At 31.2% G+C, this 18,770-nt stretch carries 17 protein-coding genes; 9 read left to right on the top strand and 8 right to left on the bottom strand.

Features of this window, described 5'->3' with window-relative positions; all coding sequences use genetic code 11:
* Positions 1–5: 5 nt before the first annotated feature.
* The 4 genes from ABEY15_RS03265 to ABEY15_RS03250 all read left to right on the top strand — a co-directional run bounded on the left by ABEY15_RS03265 (position 6) and on the right by ABEY15_RS03250 (position 3,617).
* Entirely contained in the window at positions 6–1,337 is a 1,332-nt protein-coding gene (locus ABEY15_RS03265; protein WP_429888419.1) for a 6-phospho-beta-glucosidase, read from the top strand.
* A complete protein-coding gene (chbG, locus tag ABEY15_RS03260) occupies positions 1,334–2,041 on the top strand; it encodes a chitin disaccharide deacetylase (protein WP_429888418.1) in 708 nt (235 codons plus the stop codon). The genes ABEY15_RS03265 and chbG overlap by 4 nt, the downstream gene beginning before the upstream one ends.
* Positions 2,042–2,208: 167 nt before the next feature.
* A complete protein-coding gene (locus tag ABEY15_RS03255; protein WP_429888417.1) occupies positions 2,209–3,468 on the top strand; it encodes a helix-turn-helix domain-containing protein in 1,260 nt (419 codons plus the stop codon).
* The gene (locus ABEY15_RS03250; protein ID WP_429888416.1) at positions 3,465–3,617 is read left to right on the top strand and encodes a hypothetical protein; all 153 of its coding nucleotides are present in this window, start codon (positions 3,465–3,467) and stop codon (positions 3,615–3,617) included. Before ABEY15_RS03255 ends, ABEY15_RS03250 begins: the two co-directional genes overlap by 4 nt.
* Positions 3,618–3,764: 147 nt before the next feature.
* Here ABEY15_RS03250 and ABEY15_RS03245 read toward each other — a convergent pair whose 3' ends face one another.
* The gene (locus ABEY15_RS03245) at positions 3,765–6,791 is read right to left on the bottom strand and encodes an efflux RND transporter permease subunit (RefSeq protein WP_429888414.1); all 3,027 of its coding nucleotides are present in this window, start codon (positions 6,789–6,791) and stop codon (positions 3,765–3,767) included.
* Positions 6,792–7,127: 336 nt separating this feature from the next.
* Here ABEY15_RS03245 and ABEY15_RS03240 point away from each other — a divergent pair, with 336 nt between their 5' ends.
* Positions 7,128–8,840 (top strand): ABC transporter ATP-binding protein, encoded by a 1,713-nt coding sequence (locus ABEY15_RS03240; protein WP_429888413.1) that lies wholly within the window; start codon positions 7,128–7,130, stop codon positions 8,838–8,840.
* Positions 8,841–8,873: 33 nt separating this feature from the next.
* Positions 8,874–9,623, top strand: a complete 750-nt coding sequence (locus ABEY15_RS03235) for a class I SAM-dependent methyltransferase (RefSeq protein WP_429888412.1) — start codon at positions 8,874–8,876, stop codon at positions 9,621–9,623.
* Positions 9,624–10,178: 555 nt separating this feature from the next.
* Here the strand turns inward: ABEY15_RS03235 and ABEY15_RS03230 are convergent.
* A complete protein-coding gene (locus ABEY15_RS03230; RefSeq protein ID WP_429888411.1) occupies positions 10,179–10,577 on the bottom strand; it encodes a DUF5412 family protein in 399 nt (132 codons plus the stop codon).
* Positions 10,578–10,637: 60 nt separating this feature from the next.
* Complete coding sequence (locus ABEY15_RS03225; protein WP_429888410.1) at positions 10,638–11,549, bottom strand: bifunctional helix-turn-helix transcriptional regulator/GNAT family N-acetyltransferase; 912 nt, start codon at positions 11,547–11,549, stop codon at positions 10,638–10,640.
* Positions 11,550–11,762: 213 nt separating this feature from the next.
* Between ABEY15_RS03225 and ABEY15_RS03220 the strand changes: the two genes are divergently transcribed.
* Entirely contained in the window at positions 11,763–12,509 is a 747-nt protein-coding gene (locus ABEY15_RS03220) for a TerC family protein (protein ID WP_429888409.1), read from the top strand.
* Between the two features lie 59 nt (positions 12,510–12,568).
* Here ABEY15_RS03220 and ABEY15_RS03215 read toward each other — a convergent pair whose 3' ends face one another.
* From ABEY15_RS03215 to ABEY15_RS03205, 3 genes are all read right to left on the bottom strand, one after another.
* Positions 12,569–13,204 (bottom strand): FusB/FusC family EF-G-binding protein, encoded by a 636-nt coding sequence (locus tag ABEY15_RS03215; protein ID WP_429888407.1) that lies wholly within the window; start codon positions 13,202–13,204, stop codon positions 12,569–12,571.
* Positions 13,205–13,353: 149 nt separating this feature from the next.
* A complete protein-coding gene (locus tag ABEY15_RS03210; RefSeq protein ID WP_429888405.1) occupies positions 13,354–13,617 on the bottom strand; it encodes a CD3324 family protein in 264 nt (87 codons plus the stop codon).
* A gap of 304 nt (positions 13,618–13,921) precedes the next feature.
* Positions 13,922–14,824 (bottom strand): LysR family transcriptional regulator, encoded by a 903-nt coding sequence (locus tag ABEY15_RS03205; protein WP_429888403.1) that lies wholly within the window; start codon positions 14,822–14,824, stop codon positions 13,922–13,924.
* A gap of 542 nt (positions 14,825–15,366) precedes the next feature.
* On the opposite strand from ABEY15_RS03205, the gene ABEY15_RS03200 reads away from it, so the two are divergent.
* The gene (locus ABEY15_RS03200) at positions 15,367–16,053 is read left to right on the top strand and encodes a response regulator transcription factor (RefSeq protein ID WP_429888401.1); all 687 of its coding nucleotides are present in this window, start codon (positions 15,367–15,369) and stop codon (positions 16,051–16,053) included.
* Between the two features lie 76 nt (positions 16,054–16,129).
* Here the strand turns inward: ABEY15_RS03200 and ABEY15_RS03195 are convergent, their stop codons facing one another.
* On the bottom strand, positions 16,130–16,894 hold the full coding sequence (locus ABEY15_RS03195; RefSeq protein WP_429888400.1) for a DUF2935 domain-containing protein: 765 nt from the start codon (positions 16,892–16,894) through the stop codon (positions 16,130–16,132).
* A gap of 205 nt (positions 16,895–17,099) precedes the next feature.
* On the opposite strand from ABEY15_RS03195, the gene ABEY15_RS03190 reads away from it, so the two are divergent.
* Entirely contained in the window at positions 17,100–17,291 is a 192-nt protein-coding gene (locus ABEY15_RS03190; RefSeq protein WP_429888399.1) for a hypothetical protein, read from the top strand.
* A 105-nt stretch (positions 17,292–17,396) separates the two neighbouring features.
* Here ABEY15_RS03190 and ABEY15_RS03185 read toward each other — a convergent pair whose 3' ends face one another.
* The gene (locus ABEY15_RS03185) at positions 17,397–18,590 is read right to left on the bottom strand and encodes a M20 metallopeptidase family protein (RefSeq protein WP_429888398.1); all 1,194 of its coding nucleotides are present in this window, start codon (positions 18,588–18,590) and stop codon (positions 17,397–17,399) included.
* Between the last annotated feature and the right edge of the window lie 180 nt (positions 18,591–18,770).

Below are 18,770 nucleotides of genomic sequence, written 5' to 3'. Positions count from 1 at the left end.
ATAGGATGAGTAAATCAATCAAAATTGCGACAATTGGTGGAGGCTCTAGTTATACTCCAGAGTTAGTAGAAGGTTTTATTAAGCGGTACAATGAGCTTCCATTACGAGAGCTATGGCTTGTAGATGTTGAAGAAGGCAAAGAGAAATTAGAGATTGTTGGTCAATTAGCAAAACGAATGTTTCACAAGGCAGGTCTTCCTGTAGAAGTTCATTTGACCCTTGATCGAAAAGAGGCGCTTAAAGATGCTGACTTTGTTACAACGCAATTCCGCGTTGGTTTGTTAGATGCGAGGGCAAAGGATGAAAGAATACCTTTAAAATATGGTGTACTTGGTCAAGAAACAAATGGACCAGGAGGGTTATTTAAAGGTTTGCGAACAATTCCAGTAATTTTAGATATTGTAAAAGATATGAGGGATCTATGTCCAAATGCTTGGTTAGTTAATTTTACGAATCCTGCTGGTATGGTTACTGAAGCGGTACTTCGTTACACCGACCATCGAAAAGTAGTTGGTTTATGTAATGTCCCAATTGGAATGGAAATGGGAATTGCCAAATTATTAAATGTTGAACATTCTCGTGTACGGATTGATTTTGCTGGATTAAATCATATGGTTTATGGATTAGATGTGTTTGTTGACGGCGAAAGTGTAAAAGATCAAGTCATTGAATTATTAACGAATCCAGAAAACTCTAGTTTTGTTAAGAATATTCAAGGATATGGATGGGAACCTGAGTTTCTTCGTGCTTTAAATGCATTACCTTGTCCATATCATAACTATTATTATAAAACTCGTGAAATGGTTGAAAAGGATATTAAAAATGCCGAAACTGTAGGGACTCGTGCTGAAGTTGTTAAAAAATTAGAGGATGATCTTTTTGAACTTTATAAAGATCCAAATCTATCAATTAAACCACCTCAGCTCGAAAAACGAGGCGGAGCTTATTATAGTGATGCAGCAGTTCGATTAATTTCTTCTATTTATAACGATAAAGGTGATATTCAACCAGTTAATACGATGAATAATGGTTCGATTGCTAGTATTCCTAATGACTCGGCGGTAGAGGTTAGTTGTGTCATCACAAAGGATGGGCCAAAACCAATCGTAATGGGGGATCTACCGGTATCTGTGAGAGGGCTCGTTCAACAAATCAAATCATTTGAAAGAGTAGCTTGTGAAGCAGCGGTAACAGGTGATTATGATTTGGCAATTCTAGCGTTAACGATTAACCCGTTAGTTGCATCTGATAAAGTTGCTAAGGAAATTGTTGATGAAATGCTAGAAGCACATAAAAAATATTTACCTCAATTTTTTAAAGAGGTGAAAGTTAAATGATTAAATTAATTGTGAATGCAGACGATTTTGGTTATTCAAGGGGAATTAATTATGGAATAATTGATGCACATAAAAATGGAGTTGTTAACTCAGCTACGATGATGATGAATATGCCTGGCGTAAGTCACGCAGTAGAGCTAGCAAAAGAAAATCCAAGCCTTCAAGTAGGAATCCATCTTGTTCTAACATGTGGAAAGCCACTTTTAAATGATGTTCCAACACTTGTTAATGGAAATGGTAACTTTAAAAGTAGACATGAGTTCTTTGAAGATAAAAATATATCACTAGATGAATTAGAAAGAGAATGGACTGCACAAATAGAAAAATTCTTAGAATCGGGACTAAAACCAACTCATTTTGATAGCCACCACCATGTTCACACCGTACCTGAGTTTTTACCAGTCGTACAGAAGTTAGCTCAAAAATATAATTTAAGTGCTAGACGCATTTCTGAAAATGCTTTACAAGGAGTCGCTCCTTTTACGGATATTTTTCTTCATGATTTCTATGGGGAAGGCGTGACAGATGACTATTTTGATAAGCTATTAACACGGGTTCAGGACGGTCAATCTGTTGAAGTCATGTGTCATCCTGGTTATCTTGATCACGAGATACTAAACAATTCTTCTTACGCTAAAGATCGAGTAAAGGAGACGCTAATTTTATCTGCTGTTAAACTACCAAAAGAGATTGATTTATTATAGATAATTTATTAAATAGCATAGAGTCTGAATTCGACTCTATGTTTTTTTTGGTATATATATATAATTAGAGTTTTATAATTTTGGGAAAAAATGTAAGATGAAATAGGAGTAGTTTTACACTATAATGAATATTAATAATATTAAAATAATATTTAAGGAAAATACCTATGAAAATTGGAAAAATTATTAATTACCATCGAAAAAAACAACAGATGACTCAAGAGCAACTATGTGATGGAATTTGTTCAATTTCTCATTTAAGTAAGATTGAGAACAACTCAAAAGAGGTTAATATCGAAACTTTAAACTTATTGTGTATGAAGTTAGGTATATCAGTTGAAGATGAAAAAAATAAAGTTAGTCATATTAAAATAAAACTACAAGAGTTCTATGACGCAATTGAACGACTGCATCATAAAAAAGCAAGTACACTCTATCTAGAACTCACTGAATATAAGGATTTTGTCCAATATACGGAATTGCTTTATGTATTTGAATTATACATGTTGAGGTATACTTTATTTTTAAATCAGGTCGATTTGGCAGAGCAATTAATAGAAAAAATGGGTCAGAATACGAAGATGTTTTCTGAGTTTGAACTATTTGTTTGGAATGTATTAAATGCAATTTTTAATCATAAAAGGAATAATTTTATTAAATCTTTAGACTTACTAGAAGAAGTAAAAGATTTAAGGAAACTGTATCGAGATGACATAACTGAATATTATTATTTAAAATCCTTAATGCATTGTAGATTAGGACAATCTGCATTAGCAATCTATTTCGGTAATAAAGCTCTAGAAGTTTTCAAAAAAAGAAATAATATTATAAGAATGTTAGATGTGAAAACAATTTTATCAATCCATTTAACTGAAACAGGTGAATATGAAAGAGCAGAAAATTTATTAAAAGAAATACTAGATGATGCAGAATTAATTCAAAACACAACAATTGAAGAAATGGCTTGGCATAATTTAGGTTTTTTATATGGTACTCAAAATTTTTCAGAAAAAGCATTGGAGTGTTATTACAAATCACTTGTGTTAATAGAGAAATATACTGAGAGTTATTACCTTACATTAGGAAATATTGCTACTCATATGCTAAAGCTACAAAAAAATGAACAAGTTGTGAATATGCTAGAACATGAACTAGAGACATTCGAAGATACAACAAAATTAGAATATGTGAAATTACGAGTATTATATTTTGAAGCAAAAAATGAAGAGAAGGCACTAATCTGGTATTTAATGGCAGACGGCTTACCAATTATGGAGAAACACGGTAATCGAATGAAGGTTTATGAATACAGTGAACGAATTGCTGAATATTACCAAAGACAAGGTGATCCACTTTTAGCTAATAAGTATTTACAAATCAGTTTACATCAAATGAAGAAGACACATAATACAGGAGTTCTCAGATGAAAAAGAAGATTAAACTTATCGCTCTTTCCCTAGTTATCACAGTTCTGGTGAGTGTAGGAATAAAAACTATTCAAAGTCATCATTCGCCAAACAATGATATTTACGCATCCAACAAGCAAGAAGATGATCCAAAACCTCCAGGAAGTTGATAGGGATAAAAACCAGAAACACAAGGGTAATTCATTTTCCTTGTGTTTTTGTTTTTATTTGAATTAAGCTGAGTTCACAAAGTGATCGTGACTGATCTCTAACCAAAAAAAGGGATATCTCGAAAAAACGAGATATCCCTTTTTTATTTACAAACTTACTGGCTTACTAGTATCTTGCTGTCTACGCTGTTTTCTAGATTTTCTAAAATAAAGTAACTCATAAATAACAGGGATTACAATCAATGTTAATAATGTTGAAACAGTTAACCCGCCAATTACAACAACTGCAAGGCTTTGGGATACAAGGCTACCGGTTTCGGCTTTTTTGAATAGTAATGGTAGCATTGCGCAAATTGTAGCAACAGCCGTCATAAGAATTGGTCGAATACGAGTTACTGCAGCATCGATAATTGCTTCACGTAGAATCATTTGTTTTTCTTTTTGTTTTACTCGATCTAGTAATACGATTGCGTTTGTCACGACAATTCCAATAAGCATCAGTGCTCCTAATAGTGCTGTTGGTTCAACCGATATACGACTTATAATTAATCCAAGCACAGCCCCAATCGCCGCCAAAGGTAAAGAGCATAGGATAGCAATTGGTGCACGGAATGTTTTAAATGTAATAATCATGATTAGGAAAACTAATCCGATTGAGACAAGCATGATCATATATAGATCTGAGAAATCTTGTGATTGTTGTGCAAGGGCACCACCAATGTATACATTTACACCATCAGCAATTTTCATGCCTTTTGATTTTTTATCTCCAAAAATAACTTTATTTAAATCTGCATTAATTTTTGAAAGTTTATCTGGTTTTACTTCAGCAGATATACTTAAATATGGATCGCCATCTTTATGGTATAGATTAGTAGACTTTTCTTCTACTTTTAATGTAGCTACTGATGACACTGGAATCATTCCAGTTTTAGTCATAATCGGTACTGATTTTATATCCTCAGGAGTTTTAGGTTCTAATATTGGTTCTAGATAAACATCAGTCGGTTGTTGATCAATTGTAACTGTCCCAAGTGGAGTTCGATTCAACATAACAAATAATTGTTGCGATAGTTGCTCAGCATTACCTTTTGAAGGGTCAACCTCTAATGAATAAACAGTTTTTTTATCTTCCTCGTTTGTTGTTACCTTTTTAACTCCATCAATATTTTTAATCTCATTTTTAATTTCAATTGCGGTATTCTCTAAATCATTTAAATTATTTCCGACAACATCGATCGTAATTTGAGTTTTAGAACCTCCAAATAAACTAGATGCCATTGTAGTTAATTCTGCATCTGCATAGTTAGATTTTTGTGTATTGATTTTTTTTACGACTTGATCAGTAAGTTTTTTATCATCTAATGTAATTAAATAGACTGCTTGGGTAGAAGAGCGGACATCCCCATATTTTGCAGCATCAGCTGTACTACCTAATTGAGTGTAAACTCCTTTTATACCTTTTTGTTCAAGAATATACTTTTCTAATTTAAGTGTATTTTCTTTTACTTTTTCAACCGGAGTATCACTAGGATACGTTAAAGTTGTTTGAACAAAATCTGAAGAAGAATTATCTGTTGCACCTTTTGGCATAGCGAAATAAGTACCAATTGAGCCGACGAATAATAAAAATGAAACGACTACAATTACCCATTTATGATTCAATGACCAAGTAAGAACTTTTTTATATCGTACTGAAGGATTATGAGCTTTTAACTTAGCCTTTTTAAGGAAGAATGCACTTAATAATGGAACGACGGTCAATGCGACAAATAATGAAGCTAATAAAGAGTAAGTAATGGTTAAAGCAAATGGAAGCATGAAATCTTTAAGCCCAGTGCTAATAATTCCTATTGGTAAAAATACAGCAACAGTCGTTAAAGTAGAGGCTGTGATTGCACTACCGACTTCTTTTGTAGCGTCAATAATCATTTGAACTGAAAATTTCTCTGATTGAGTTTTTCTAAAAATATTCTCAATAACGACAATACTATCATCAACTAAACGTCCAACTGCTACAGCTACTCCACCGAGTGTTAAAACATTCAGTGTAATGCCAGACTCTGCAAGTAAAAATAATGTTAAACATAGCGATAGCGGAATTGAAACAATGGTAATTAGTGTTGAACGTACATTTCTTAAGAATAACATGATGACAATCGTAGCAAATAATGCACCAAGTAAAACTTCCTTAATCATTGCATGTACGGAAGTTTTAACCATATCTGATGTTGCGACCATGACATCTGAATTCATATTTTTATATTTTTTATTTAAGTGTTTAGTAGCCTCTCTTACATCCTTTGTAATACTAACTGCATTAGAATTACTATCCTTCGTGACGATTAATAATAATCCGTCTTTTCCGTTGATTCTTGTTAGATTGCTTGCTGGCTTTTTCACTTCAACAGTTGCAATATCAACTAACTTAACATGATCAGCGACCATAAGATTCTTTACTTTGTCTATATTATCTAAATTCCCAACGACTTTAATATTACTAGTTTTATCATTTATAATACCTTCGCCAACTGAAACTGCAGAATTTTGGCCTCGAATAATACCCATGACAGTTTCTAGTGATATTTTATTCTGCGCAAGCTTCGCATTATCGATTTTTACAGAAACAAAAGATTTTTCTGTACCATATGTTTGAACGTCAGCTACGCCTTTTATGTCTTTGAAATATGGAATAACTTTTTTGTTTGCAAAATCAATATTATTCGGACTTAAACCATCCTCAAAAGTGACTGCAACATCAGCGATAGGGATCATGGAAGTGTTTAATTGGACAATTGTAGGTTTACTAACATTTTGAGGTAGTGTGACTTTATTTAAAGATTCTTGGACTTCTTGTTTAGCGTCCTTCATATTTGTTCCTGATTCATAATATACATCAATTTTTGAAAAACCATTGCTTGTGCTTGAATAAATATGACTTTTACCCTTCACACCAGAGACAGCACTTTCAATCGGAGTAGTTACTTGATCCTCCATTGTTTTTGAATCAGTACCTTGGCCCATAACAATGACAGAAACAATTGGTTGGTCTGCAGCAGGTAGGAATTCCATTGGAAGCTTTTTGTAACTTAGTACTCCAATTAATAAAATGAGAACTGATAAAAAGGTAATGGCGGCTTTATTATTAAAGGCCCATTTTGTAAACCACGACATTTAAGTTATCCCCCTTTATGGTAAAAATATCCAGTAACACACAAGTTGAATCGTAACACACTAATCTTGAAAATAAAATATATTTTATTTAGAATTTACAAAATATTTAAAAGCACAATTCGACATTTGAAGAGTTAAAGTGGTAAATGAATTAGTACATACTTTATTAAAATATGAGACTATTGGTCTTTTATACTTGTTTAATGAAAATCAGTTTTTCGATATTTTTGTTGGTTAGTTGGAAAATTCTGAAATGATAGCACACTTAAAACACATATGGTAAGGTATTAACATCTAACGAACTAGATTAATCAATAGAATTCGAGGTGCTGTATTTTGATTAAACGTTTTTTTAGTTATTATCGCCCGCACAAAAAGCTATTCTACATAGACTTTTTCTGTGCAATATTAGTTGGATTAATGGAGCTTGGATTTCCTCTAGCAGTGTCTTGGTTTATTGATAAACTGCTGCCGGAAGGGAATTGGAGTAAAATTATCTCGATCAGTATCGGACTTTTAGTACTTTATTTAGTAAGTTCTGGTATGCAATTTGTTGTAAATTATTGGGGCCATAAACTTGGTATTAATATTGAAACTGATATGCGTCGTGAGTTATTTAATCATGTACAACGTCAATCTTTTCGTTTCTTTGATAATACGAAGACTGGTCATATAATGAGCCGTATTACAAATGATTTAATGGATATTGGTGAATTAGCGCACCATGGTCCAGAGGATTTATTTATTGCAATTATGACCTTCATCGGTGCATTTTGGATTATGCTAACAATTAATGTGAAGCTTGCGTTAGTAGCAATCATAATCGTTCCATTTTTAGTTTGGTTGATTTCATACTCAAACATGAAAATGAATAATTCATGGAGTAAAATGTATGGAAATATTGCAAATGTAAATGCGCAAGTAGAAGATAGTGTTTCAGGCGTAAGGGTAGTTCAATCTTTTACGAATGAACAATATGAAATGAAACGGTTTAATAAAAATAACCAATACTTCCGTAAAACGAAATTAAAAGCTTATAAAGTTATGAGTGTGAATTTATTAGGAATCTATGTATCTACTCGATTAATGACACTTGTTATTCTAGTTTTTGGAGCTTGGTTAAGTTATACGAAAATTTTATCGTATGGAGAATTAGTAGCGTTTATTTTATATTTAAACATTTTATTTAAACCAATCGATAAGATAAGTGCATTACTTGAATTATATCCAAAGGGTATGGCAGGCTTTAAACGTTTTACTGAATTAATTGATAATGAGCCAGACATTGTAAATACTCCTGATGCAATTGAAGTAATTAATCTAAGAGGGGATATTAAGTTCAAAAATGTTTCTTTTGGTTACGAAAACAAACGTGGAATCTTAAATGATCTTTCCTTCTCTATTGAGGCCGGTAAAACAGTTGCCTTTGTAGGTCCTTCAGGAGCAGGGAAAACAACAATCTGCTCATTAATTCCAAGATTTTATGATGTTTTAACCGGTGCCATCACAATTGATGGAATTGATATTCGAAATATGACGAAAGAATCATTGCGATCAAATATCGGAATCGTACAACAGGATGTCTTTTTATTTACAGGTACATTAAAAGAAAATATAGCTTACGGTAAGTTAAATGCAACCGATGAAGAAATAGAAGAAGCAGCTAGAAAAGCCCACTTAACTGACTTAATTGCTTCATTACCTGATGGTTATGAAACTCAAATTGGTGAAAGGGGATTAAAGCTTTCTGGGGGACAAAAACAACGACTAGCAATTGCTAGAATGTTTTTGAAAAATCCACCAATCCTAATATTAGATGAGGCTACCTCAGCATTAGATACAGAGACAGAAGCAATTATTCAAGAGGCATTGAATGATTTATCAAAAGATCGAACAACATTAGTTATTGCCCACCGATTAGGTACAATTAAAAAAGCAGATCGTATTTTAGTAATTACTGAAGAAGGAATTGCTGAAGATGGTACACATACAGAACTACTATCACAGGAAGATGGGATTTTTGCTAGACTTCATGCTCATCAAATTTAACCTAAAAAACATTTTTAAAGAAGGTGTTTTGTATTGATTGAAAATTTTACTGGTAAGGCAGATCTATATTCGAAGTTTCGTCCAAGTTATCCTAATGAATATATCAATTATTTACTTTCAGAAAATCATTTAGGTGAGGGGAATGTTATTGCAGACATTGGTTCAGGGACGGGTATTTTAACTAGGCTTTTACTTGAAAAAAAGTTAACTGTTTTAGCAATTGAACCAAATGATGAGATGCGAGGAATCGCAGAGAAGACTTTGAAGGAATACGATCAATATAAGTCAATTAATGCAACAGCTGAAAATACTTCTTTAAAAAATAATAGTGTTGATTTAATAACAGTAGCGCAAGCATTTCATTGGTTTGATAAAGAAAAATTCCGTTTAGAATGCAAACGGATCCTAAAAGAGAATTTAAAAGTATCTCTAGTTTGGAATAGTAAAGATTTATTAAGTCCATTAATGATTGAATTGCAGGAGATTTGCAAAGAAACTTGTCCTAGGTTTAAAGGTTTTAGTGGCGGAATTGAAGATACGCCAGATGTTTATAACCAATTTTTTAAAAACGAGAACTATGAAAAGATGGTTTTTAGAAATGATTTGGAAATGGATTTAGAAGGATTTTTAGGTAGAAACTTATCTTCTTCTTTTTCTCCATTAAGTGGGGAAGAAGAATTTGAGCCATATCGAACTGCACTTACAAATTTATTTAATAAGTACAGTATAAATGGCAAAATCATTTATCCTTATATTACAAAAAGTTATTTAGGTTTTGTGTAGATATGGCAACAGCATGAAAGAGCATCTTAATAGATGCTCTTTCATGCTGTTGAAAAACAACCTTGTCAATTAACTTATCAAATTTTCGTAAAAGGAGTAGAGTGATATTGATTTCCACTACAGGATGCTCGCNNCTTCCCGCTTATCCCATAGGAGTCGAGCATCCCTCCATTCCAATCAACTTATCCAACAAAAAAAGTCTGCAATAAATCCTAATCAAATAGCCTTTACTTAGAGTAACTTAACTGTTGTATATTAATCAGCTTCTAGGTCAATTCATATGGAGCATTAATTAAACTAATCAATTGAATATGTTTTTCTAAAAATTAACTCATAATATTTTTAACTTCTAAAAAAACATTCCTAGTGTTATTAGAATTATAAAATTGCTCAAACATATTAACATTTAAAACCATTAATAGAACATCCGAAAAATGATAATTTCATCATTAATAAATGTTCATTCTATGTCCGTTTTCCCTATTGACCATTTTATATTTCAACACTTTGAAAGAGCATCTTAATAGATGCTCTTTTATTATTGGAAAAGTAACATTATTTTCCTACATATACAATTTTAGTTCCGTTTACGTGTTGATCCATTTCGTACGTCTTAGTGGACTTTGGATAATTAACTTGTATTTTCTTATTATTTATCCAATTTATTTTAAATAAACCGTCTGAAACAAATGTATTTCCTGATTTATTCGTTAGCTTCTGATCTGAATCCATTATAGATAGATGATAAGAGTATCCAGTTGTAGCACCACAATTTCTTTGGAAAATATAAACTACTTTATCACCTTTAGGAGAAACTTCCTTATGGGTAATTTCGTTTCCGCACATATCTCCAAATAGATAATCTAAAGTATAATAACCAACTAGAGATATAGCAGTTATGACCCCCGCAATGATTGAAAATATTTTTATAGTCTTTATCAATTTGTTTTTCATTATTTTCTCCGTCTTAAAGTCTAAAAGATATCCCATAAAATTTTTATATTCATTACTTTTTTATGATAGTACTAAATCCCATCTTTCCTCAATTAACTCAGATCCAGTCCATTCAAAGTTTGGTTTCTCTTCAGTTAAAGTAAAGTTATATTTTTTATAAAGATAGCGTGCGGTCTCTAATGTGCTTACAGTCCATAAAAATACATGTTTGAATTGGTTTTCCTTACTGAAGTTGAGTGCTGTTTCGATTAGTTTTTTACCGATCCCTAATCCTTGGTATTTTTCATCTAATACAAACCATCTAAGCTGTGCTACTAACTCATTTGCCTTCGTAATAGCAATTGATCCGACGATTTCTCCATTTACTTCAGCGACCCAAAGTTCGCCTCCGTTGGGATTCAATAAAAATTCACTTAATCCTTTCATTACATAATATTCAAATACACGTCCAAATTGGTAGGTTGTACTATAAATCTTTCCATGAATATAAGCGACATACCCAACATCGCCAGGTTTAAATGGTCGAATTAATATTTCAGGAATAGGTGACTGATTTAATGAGAAAATGGATTCAATTGTTTCCATTGATTTTACTAGCTCTTTTACTTCAGGAGTAGAAAGGCTTTGAATCATACTTTCTACTCCAATGTTCGCATCATTAACCAATTTATTGTAGATTTCGTTTCCTTTTGCTGTTATATGAAGAGTATATTGACGTTTATCTTCAGGAGATTGGATTTTTGAAATGATGTTTTCGTCATCGAATCGTTGAATAATGCGACTTAAATAACCACGATCAATACCGAGTTTTTCGATAATATCTGTGGCAGTACATCCGTGGTTTTCATTGATTTCTGTAATGATTCTCGCTTCGGTTAATGGAAAAGGGTGATTATAGATTTCTTGATCAATTTTTCCCAATACATTAGCATAATGTCTGTTAAATTTGCGTATTTTTTCAACATAATTCATAATTTTATCTCCTTCAATATTCTGAAATTTTAGATTACTAATAATATAAATGAATAAAGTTGACTAAGTCAACTAATTTGAAGCTGATAAAAGTGTAAATGGTGAAAATTGTACTAGAATATTCAAAAATTTGGATAAAGAATTTATAAAAATGGGAATATAATTAGAAAGTAGTTAAAAAAAGGTTAAAAGTAAATTAAATAGGGGGAAAACATGGAAGTATCTTTGTTATTAGAGTACGGTTGGGTATTAATTATTCTAATTTTATTAGAGGGTTTATTATCGGCCGATAATGCACTAGTGCTTGCTGTTATGGCAAAACATTTACCAGAGGAACAACAAAAGAAAGCAATCAATATTGGTTTACTTTTAGCTTTTATTTTTCGAATCGGTGCCATTTTTATTATTTCATTTCTTTTTAATGTATGGCAGGTTCAAGCAATCGGAGCGGCGTATTTAATTTTCATAGCATTAAAGCATTTATTTAAAAAGCATGATGATGATAAAGGAAAAAAAGAAAAAAGCTTTGGTATGACAGTTGCTCAAATATCATTAGCAGATATTGCATTTGCGATTGATTCTATTTTAGCAGCAGTAGCGCTAGTAATTGATCTACCTAATACAAAAATGAGTAATATAGGTGGCATGGATGGAGCTAAATTTATCGTCATTGTTATCGGAGCAATTGCCGGTTTAATCGTCATTCGCTTTGCAGCAGGTATTTTTGTTAAATTGCTGACAACACGACCAAGTTTAGAAACAGCAGCTATGCTTTTAGTTGGATGGGTAGGGGTTAAACTACTAATGCATACTTTGGCACATCCTTCTCTACACATTATTTCACATCATTTCGTTGAAGGACCAATCTGGAATACGATTTTCTGGTCAGTCATGCTATTAATCGCTTTAGGTGGTTGGTTTCTCTCTAAAAAGAAATCAACAGATACTAACGTAGAATAAACGATAAATAATAGAAAAATCGCTTAGGTTTGTAGCACTAAGCGATTTTTTAGTATTCACTACTTAACCAACATAATAAAATCATGCAGTTTATCTAGCGACATAATATTTTGATTACATACTTGGCTATCCTTGCAAATGTAATTTCCTCTTTGTGTAAAAGTACCTTCAATTTTTCCTTTTGTTTTTGTCATGAATAATCCTAAGTCACCGTATTTATTACATATTGTGCAGTTGCCTCTTTTTTTCATAGGATTAAAAGTACCTTGTAAACCAATTAGTTTGTCATTTAAATAAGTGACAATAAACTTTGAATTAGAGCCTAAGTCATCCCATCCAATATAGGTTGTTTCAACTAAATCGATAGTTTGTAATAAAGGAAGCTTTAACTTTTTAGCTTTAGGAAAAAGCTTTTTGATGGTTTGTTCTGATACTTCTTTAAAAGGAATTATATAAGGCTTTAGTCGGTTCAGTAAAACATCTGCTTGATCAGAATTTTTAATTGTGCTAATTGGACTGAAGAGTATATGTTGATCTTCAGTAAGTTCAGGAAATAAACTTAGTATTTTATCATTAACTAGTGAATGCAAAGCATTTAAAACAGTTTTATCATTTACTGTAGAATGTCCATTTGTTAAGACTTGAAGTTGATGTTTAATAAAATTATATTGTTCTGTTCTAATAAAAGGTTTCATTTATATCACTCCTAATTTGAGAGGAAAGTTCGATTTATAACTTAACATCTTTAATTTACATCAAAAAAGTGAATTTATATATGTTGAGTTTATGTAAGAAACAAAGTTGCCATAAAAAAACACTGATGATGTTATCAGTGTTTTTTAATTTATTTAGTATATACAATTTTTTTTATTGTTTCGATTGAGAGAAAATATTCTTTTGCTAATTGCTCAATTGATTGACCATGTTTAAATGCTTCTTTAATTGCTTTATTTCGATTATCAATTAGCTTTCTTGTACCTGAACGTGAGCCCCATTTTTTGTGAACTTTTTCAGATTTTGGAATATAAAGTGTTTCTCCCTGTACGTATTTTTGTATTTCCAATAATAACTTTTCAGGTAAAATAGCAGTTGCTTTTATATATGCCATCTTTGCCAGCCCCTTATTCTTATTTAGTAAATAAGGTGCAAAGCCGTTGAATCAGAACTGCTTACTTGGGCGATTAGTAAAACCTACCCATGCAAAGTATCGCCTTTCAGAATCTAGGCTTTGCATGGGATGTTGATTTATCTGACAAACTAACAGTATTTGTCATAATAGATCACCTCCTAAAGAAATCATGAAAACTTTTTATTTATTATAAATTATATCTGTTCAGATTGCATTTGTTACTTATGAATAATATGAAAAAGGAATAGAAAGCCTTTTTGTGGATTGTTCCTATTCCTTTTCATTATTTATTTAACTGAAATAATATGTGTTTAATAATCTCACTGGATGAACTTGATAGTCCATGTTCTCGCGAATAAATAGCCCATATATCCTGATAGATGTAATTCGCTTCATCAGTATATGTAATTGGTATTACTTTGAGTTCATCACTACGAAATGTTGGGTAGTTTTTTACTGTAAACTCATGAATAAAAGAAAAACCAGCACTTTCCTTAACGACGTTTAATAGTAGTCTAGGATTATTTGTCGTTAAGATCACATGATTAGTAATACATTTTGAAAACTTTTTTACTATGCCATTTTTTGTATTTTTTAATATTACTATTTTCTCATTATTTAAATCTGCAGGTGTTACATATTCATAATTGAATAATTTAGAATTCTTTCCAACTACAATACCTACTCTTGCTCTATTGATTAACTTTTTATCCAATTTTGGATATTTATCTAATTCTTCTTTCTCTATTGGTAGGAAACCAACATCATAACGGTCTGGATTAAAACTTTTTAGTAACTGCTCTTGTAGCATTTCCTCAACGTCAATTGAGATTTGAGGATTTTCTAAATTGAAATTTGTTACTGCTTCTTGAAAAATATCAAAAAATGCAGTTGCTGCAACGATCTTTAACTGTTTTTCTTTTTTTATATTTAAGTTAAAAAGTTCCTCATTTAATTGCTTAATATTCGATAATATATTTATTGCTTTCATTATTACAATATTTCCTTCAGGTGTAGGAGTAGTTCCTATCCTTGAGCGATTAAATATTGTTATATTTAATTCTCTCTCTAGTTGCGAAATAGATTGGCTTATAGCTGATGTAGAGATATATAACTTTTCGGCAGCTTTAGATATTGATTTTTCACTTGCTACATAAACAATATACTCTAATTGTTCGAAATTCATAGTAATCTCCTAATAATAAAAAATTCTAATACATGTAGTAACTTAAGAACATAAAAACTTAAAAGATAGTGAACATCGTTGGTTAAAATTTAGTAATTTCATTAATTTAGAGGAGCTAATAAAATTATATTGTGTGGATATACAGTATGAAGAAACACTTAAGATAAGAAAACAGTTTAATGATACACCTTTTTTGCTGGAAAATCTTGTGCATAGTTAAATTTATATTATTAAAATAATTCTTGAATTTTGTTCATAATCTCTTTTTACTAAAAAAGCAAGAAGTTGAAACGGTGCAAAGTAAAATTTTTCCTTGGGAAAATTATAGTAATAAAAAAATATCTGTACATAGATATCATAATATAAGAGCGTAAGTTTTTGAATCTTTTATTTTAACGATTTAGTTTAAATTTTAATAACAATAATCTTTTGTTTAAGAAGTACTTAACTTTAATTTCAAAAATATTAAATTTATTTAATCAATTCAAATATGTACAATACAAATGTTGCTATAAAAAATTTGCAAATTGGAGGTGGCAGTAATGTTAGCAAAATTAGTTCCAAATCATCCAAGAAATAATAATACTGTTATTTTTGTTGAAAATTCGCTTTTCGTTGCGGGGATTCGTACAATATTAGAATTTAATCGAATAAATGCTATTAAAATTAATTTAGAAGATAGTTTTTCGTTCCAGGAAGTAAGTAATTCAATTCTTATAACTCAAGTTTCGGGAGAAGAAATGGTAAGGCATGCAAGAAGTATTATGTTACATGATGATTCTTCAAAAATTATTACCATTAAAAACTCTTTAGACTTTTATGAAATAGATCGTTTATTGAATGTAGGAGTAAAAGGTATTTGTTTAACGGATGTTGACGAAGCATATTTAGTGAATACTGTTAAGCTAGTGCAGGGTGGACAATTCATGGTAGACAATCGCTTTACGAATGAATTGATAAAAGAATACAAATTTCTTAAGGATAATTCAATCCATTTTATGCCGCCCAATGATTCATATATAAAAGAGCTACTTACAAATAGAGAATACGAAATTCTTCACCTTTTAGTAAAGGGATTTTCGAATATCCAAATTGGTAAGGAATTATTTATTTCGAATAAAACAGTCAAAAATCACGTTGCCAATATTTTAATGAAATTAGACGTTCCAGATCGTTTAAATGCAGTCATAAAAGTAATTAAAAATAACTGGATTTCAATAAAACAATAGTTTAATTAAAGTAAAAGAGCACTCTATTTAACACATCATATTACGTGTTAAATAGAGTGCTTTATTTTTCATAATATTAATTATTAATGGATGAAGACTCTTCTAATTTTTTTAAGAAATACATTTCTTCTCTGTACATATGATCTGCCATTAAAGCGGAAAAGTTACTCAACATATGGCTGGAAATATCTAATTCTTCAATTTCTTTTAGAAATATTTGAAATAGCTGAATTTCTAATTTTACGTCTTGATTCATTCTTTTTAATGCAGGAAATGTACTCAGTTTAGTACGTAAATATCCGGTCAGTTCTACTGCTTTAAGATAGAAGTGTTCAAAATGCTTTGTAAATTCGTGGCTTTTCTTTCTTAACATATTTTCTGTACTATCGAGATTAGTATAAATGGCATCTGCATGACCTGCTGCATCTAGTACCCATAATAAATGATGATGAAGTTCATTGAAGATAGGTGGGATTTGATTTTGTTTTAAGTAGGATAGGACTAATAAATATTCTTCTAATTCATTAACCATATGGTTTAAAAATGTTGGTGTTAAGTAAATTTTAAAATTAGCGTCAGTAATATGTTTCGTTAGCAATGAAAGTTTGAAATCGCGTAGTGCTAAAGCACTTTTTTCTGCTTGAATTGTAATTTCGTTCATATTTTCATTGTTATTTACCCTAGTAAATAAATTATTAAAAATTACGTAAAATGATTTTGCAATCTTAATTTCTTCCTCTTGCTTAGACGGTAATGTATCCAATATAAATTGGGAATGATCTCTTAACACATGCAACCAAAACGAATGCTCAAAATTGGCAGTTTGTACAATATCCTGCATATAATCCCCCCTATAAACTTTACAAGGTAATTATATTAATGAATGTCCTAAAATATTAGCTGGAAGTGTTGGAAATGGTAGTGACTAGATTGGAGTATCTTAAGTTTACTCTTTTGATTTTTAATAGGTTTAAATGGCTGTAAAAAAGGTTTATCCATCAATTAAATAGAATAATATATTAGCAATTTTAAGAGGGAGAAAGTTAATGAAAAAATATTTGAAAAGAAAAATGACTATTTCTCATATACTATTTGCGTCTGTCTTTTATGCACTTACAGTTACAATATTAGAAGATTATTTTAATTGGGATAATCGATATATTTCTGGAGTATTTGGTGGTTTCGTTACAATCCTCGGCTATATGTTAGCTAGATTGATTATTAGGAAAAAAGAATAATCCATTAGACCTTTCACATAGTTATTTTAAAATACATTCAAGCCAATATATGAAAAATAAAAAAGTGAAAACATTGTTCAATCAATGATTTCACTTTTTTGTCTATTATTTATCAAGAGTTGTATCAGTTAATAGTTTTAATACTGATCGAGTCATTAGTTTTACACCAATTTTTATTGCGTTTTCATCGACCTTAAATTTTGGGTGATGCCATCCATAGGTTATATCTTTTTCTTTATTTCCAGAGCCTAACCATATATAAGAACCAGGCACTTTTTGTTGATAGAATGAAAAATCTTCTCCGCCCATTGTTGATTCTGCAGTCACAATATTTTCTACTCCGACTGTTGAAATTGCTGCTTCTCGCACTACCGAAGTAACTTTTGAATGGTTAAATACTGGGGGCAGTAATACTTGATAATCTATTTCTACTTCTCCTCCAAGTGAATGTACAAGATTTTGAACTAGTGTTTGAAAGTTTTCTTGAATTTGCTTTCGAATTGTTTCATTTGAAGTTCGAACTGTGCCTTTTAAAACTGCAAATTCAGGGATTACATTATTTGTATTCCCAGCCTGAAACGATCCAACAGTTATGACAGCAGAGTCTTTTGGAGAAATTGTTCTGCTAACTAGAGTTTGTAAAAGGTTGACAACTGCACTGCCAATCACAATCGGATCAATTGCTTTTTCAGGAAGTGCTGCGTGACCGCCTTTCCCTTTAATCTTAATTTCAAAATCATCTACACTTGCCATTAGGAAGCCTTCTTTAATTCCAATCGTACCAACTGGAAGATCCGGCATATTGTGAAGTCCGATAATTGCTTTTACATCATTAAGTAAGCCTTCAGCGATCATTTGCTCAGCGCCACCTTCAGACTCCTCAGCAGGTTGAAAAATCAATCGAACTGTACCAGGAATCAGGTGTTTTAATTCCTGTAAAATAAATCCAACTCCGAGAGTAATAGTAGTATGAACATCATGTCCACACATATGAGCGATTCCATCAATAACTGAACGAAACGGCAAATCAGATTCTTCTTGAATTGGAAGTGCGTCAATATCAGCTCGGAGTGCAACAATCGGCCCTGAATCGCCACTGATCTCGGCTGCAGTTCCTGTTTGACTATTCAACTGTATTTTTTTGATATTAGCTTTTTCTAATTCTTGATTGATAAAATTCGTTGTTTGAAATTCTTGATTACTTAATTCAGGATACATATGCAAATGTCTATGGATCTCTATTAGTCTCGTAAAATATTGATCTGCTAATTCATCTATTTGTGTTTCTAAATGCTTCATCTTAGATTCTCCTTATTGTTAGATAGAATTTTTGTTTGATTATGTAAAGAATTGTATAATTATTCTGTTGCTCATTCAATACTTTTTTACTAGTTACTAATTTGTACAAGATAATTATGCCTATTTATCAAAGTAATGAATGTGTTTTTAGAAAATATTTTATATGGAGTTTTTATTATG

This window comes from Gottfriedia acidiceleris, from assembly GCF_050457485.1.
GTDB lineage: Bacteria > Bacillota > Bacilli > Bacillales > Bacillaceae_G > Gottfriedia > Gottfriedia acidiceleris_D.
Note: the sequence above shows the minus strand (reverse complement) of the source record. Positions and strands in the feature narration are given on the sequence as shown.

Coding starts and splice junctions, on each gene's coding strand:
- ABEY15_RS03190 (WP_429888399.1), top strand. CDS start 17,100: ATGAAAAAATATTTGAAAAGAAAAATGACTATTTCTCATATACTATTT.
- ABEY15_RS03215 (WP_429888407.1), bottom strand. CDS start 13,204: ATGAAACCTTTTATTAGAACAGAACAATATAATTTTATTAAACATCAA.
- ABEY15_RS03230 (WP_429888411.1), bottom strand. CDS start 10,577: ATGAAAAACAAATTGATAAAGACTATAAAAATATTTTCAATCATTGCG.
- ABEY15_RS03250 (WP_429888416.1), top strand. CDS start 3,465: ATGAAAAAGAAGATTAAACTTATCGCTCTTTCCCTAGTTATCACAGTT.
- chbG (WP_429888418.1), top strand. CDS start 1,334: ATGATTAAATTAATTGTGAATGCAGACGATTTTGGTTATTCAAGGGGA.
- ABEY15_RS03195 (WP_429888400.1), bottom strand. CDS start 16,894: ATGCAGGATATTGTACAAACTGCCAATTTTGAGCATTCGTTTTGGTTG.
- ABEY15_RS03200 (WP_429888401.1), top strand. CDS start 15,367: ATGTTAGCAAAATTAGTTCCAAATCATCCAAGAAATAATAATACTGTT.
- ABEY15_RS03220 (WP_429888409.1), top strand. CDS start 11,763: ATGGAAGTATCTTTGTTATTAGAGTACGGTTGGGTATTAATTATTCTA.
- ABEY15_RS03210 (WP_429888405.1), bottom strand. CDS start 13,617: ATGGCATATATAAAAGCAACTGCTATTTTACCTGAAAAGTTATTATTG.
- ABEY15_RS03255 (WP_429888417.1), top strand. CDS start 2,209: ATGAAAATTGGAAAAATTATTAATTACCATCGAAAAAAACAACAGATG.
- ABEY15_RS03185 (WP_429888398.1), bottom strand. CDS start 18,590: ATGAAGCATTTAGAAACACAAATAGATGAATTAGCAGATCAATATTTT.
- ABEY15_RS03245 (WP_429888414.1), bottom strand. CDS start 6,791: ATGTCGTGGTTTACAAAATGGGCCTTTAATAATAAAGCCGCCATTACC.
- ABEY15_RS03225 (WP_429888410.1), bottom strand. CDS start 11,549: ATGAATTATGTTGAAAAAATACGCAAATTTAACAGACATTATGCTAAT.
- ABEY15_RS03265 (WP_429888419.1), top strand. CDS start 6: ATGAGTAAATCAATCAAAATTGCGACAATTGGTGGAGGCTCTAGTTAT.
- ABEY15_RS03205 (WP_429888403.1), bottom strand. CDS start 14,824: ATGAATTTCGAACAATTAGAGTATATTGTTTATGTAGCAAGTGAAAAA.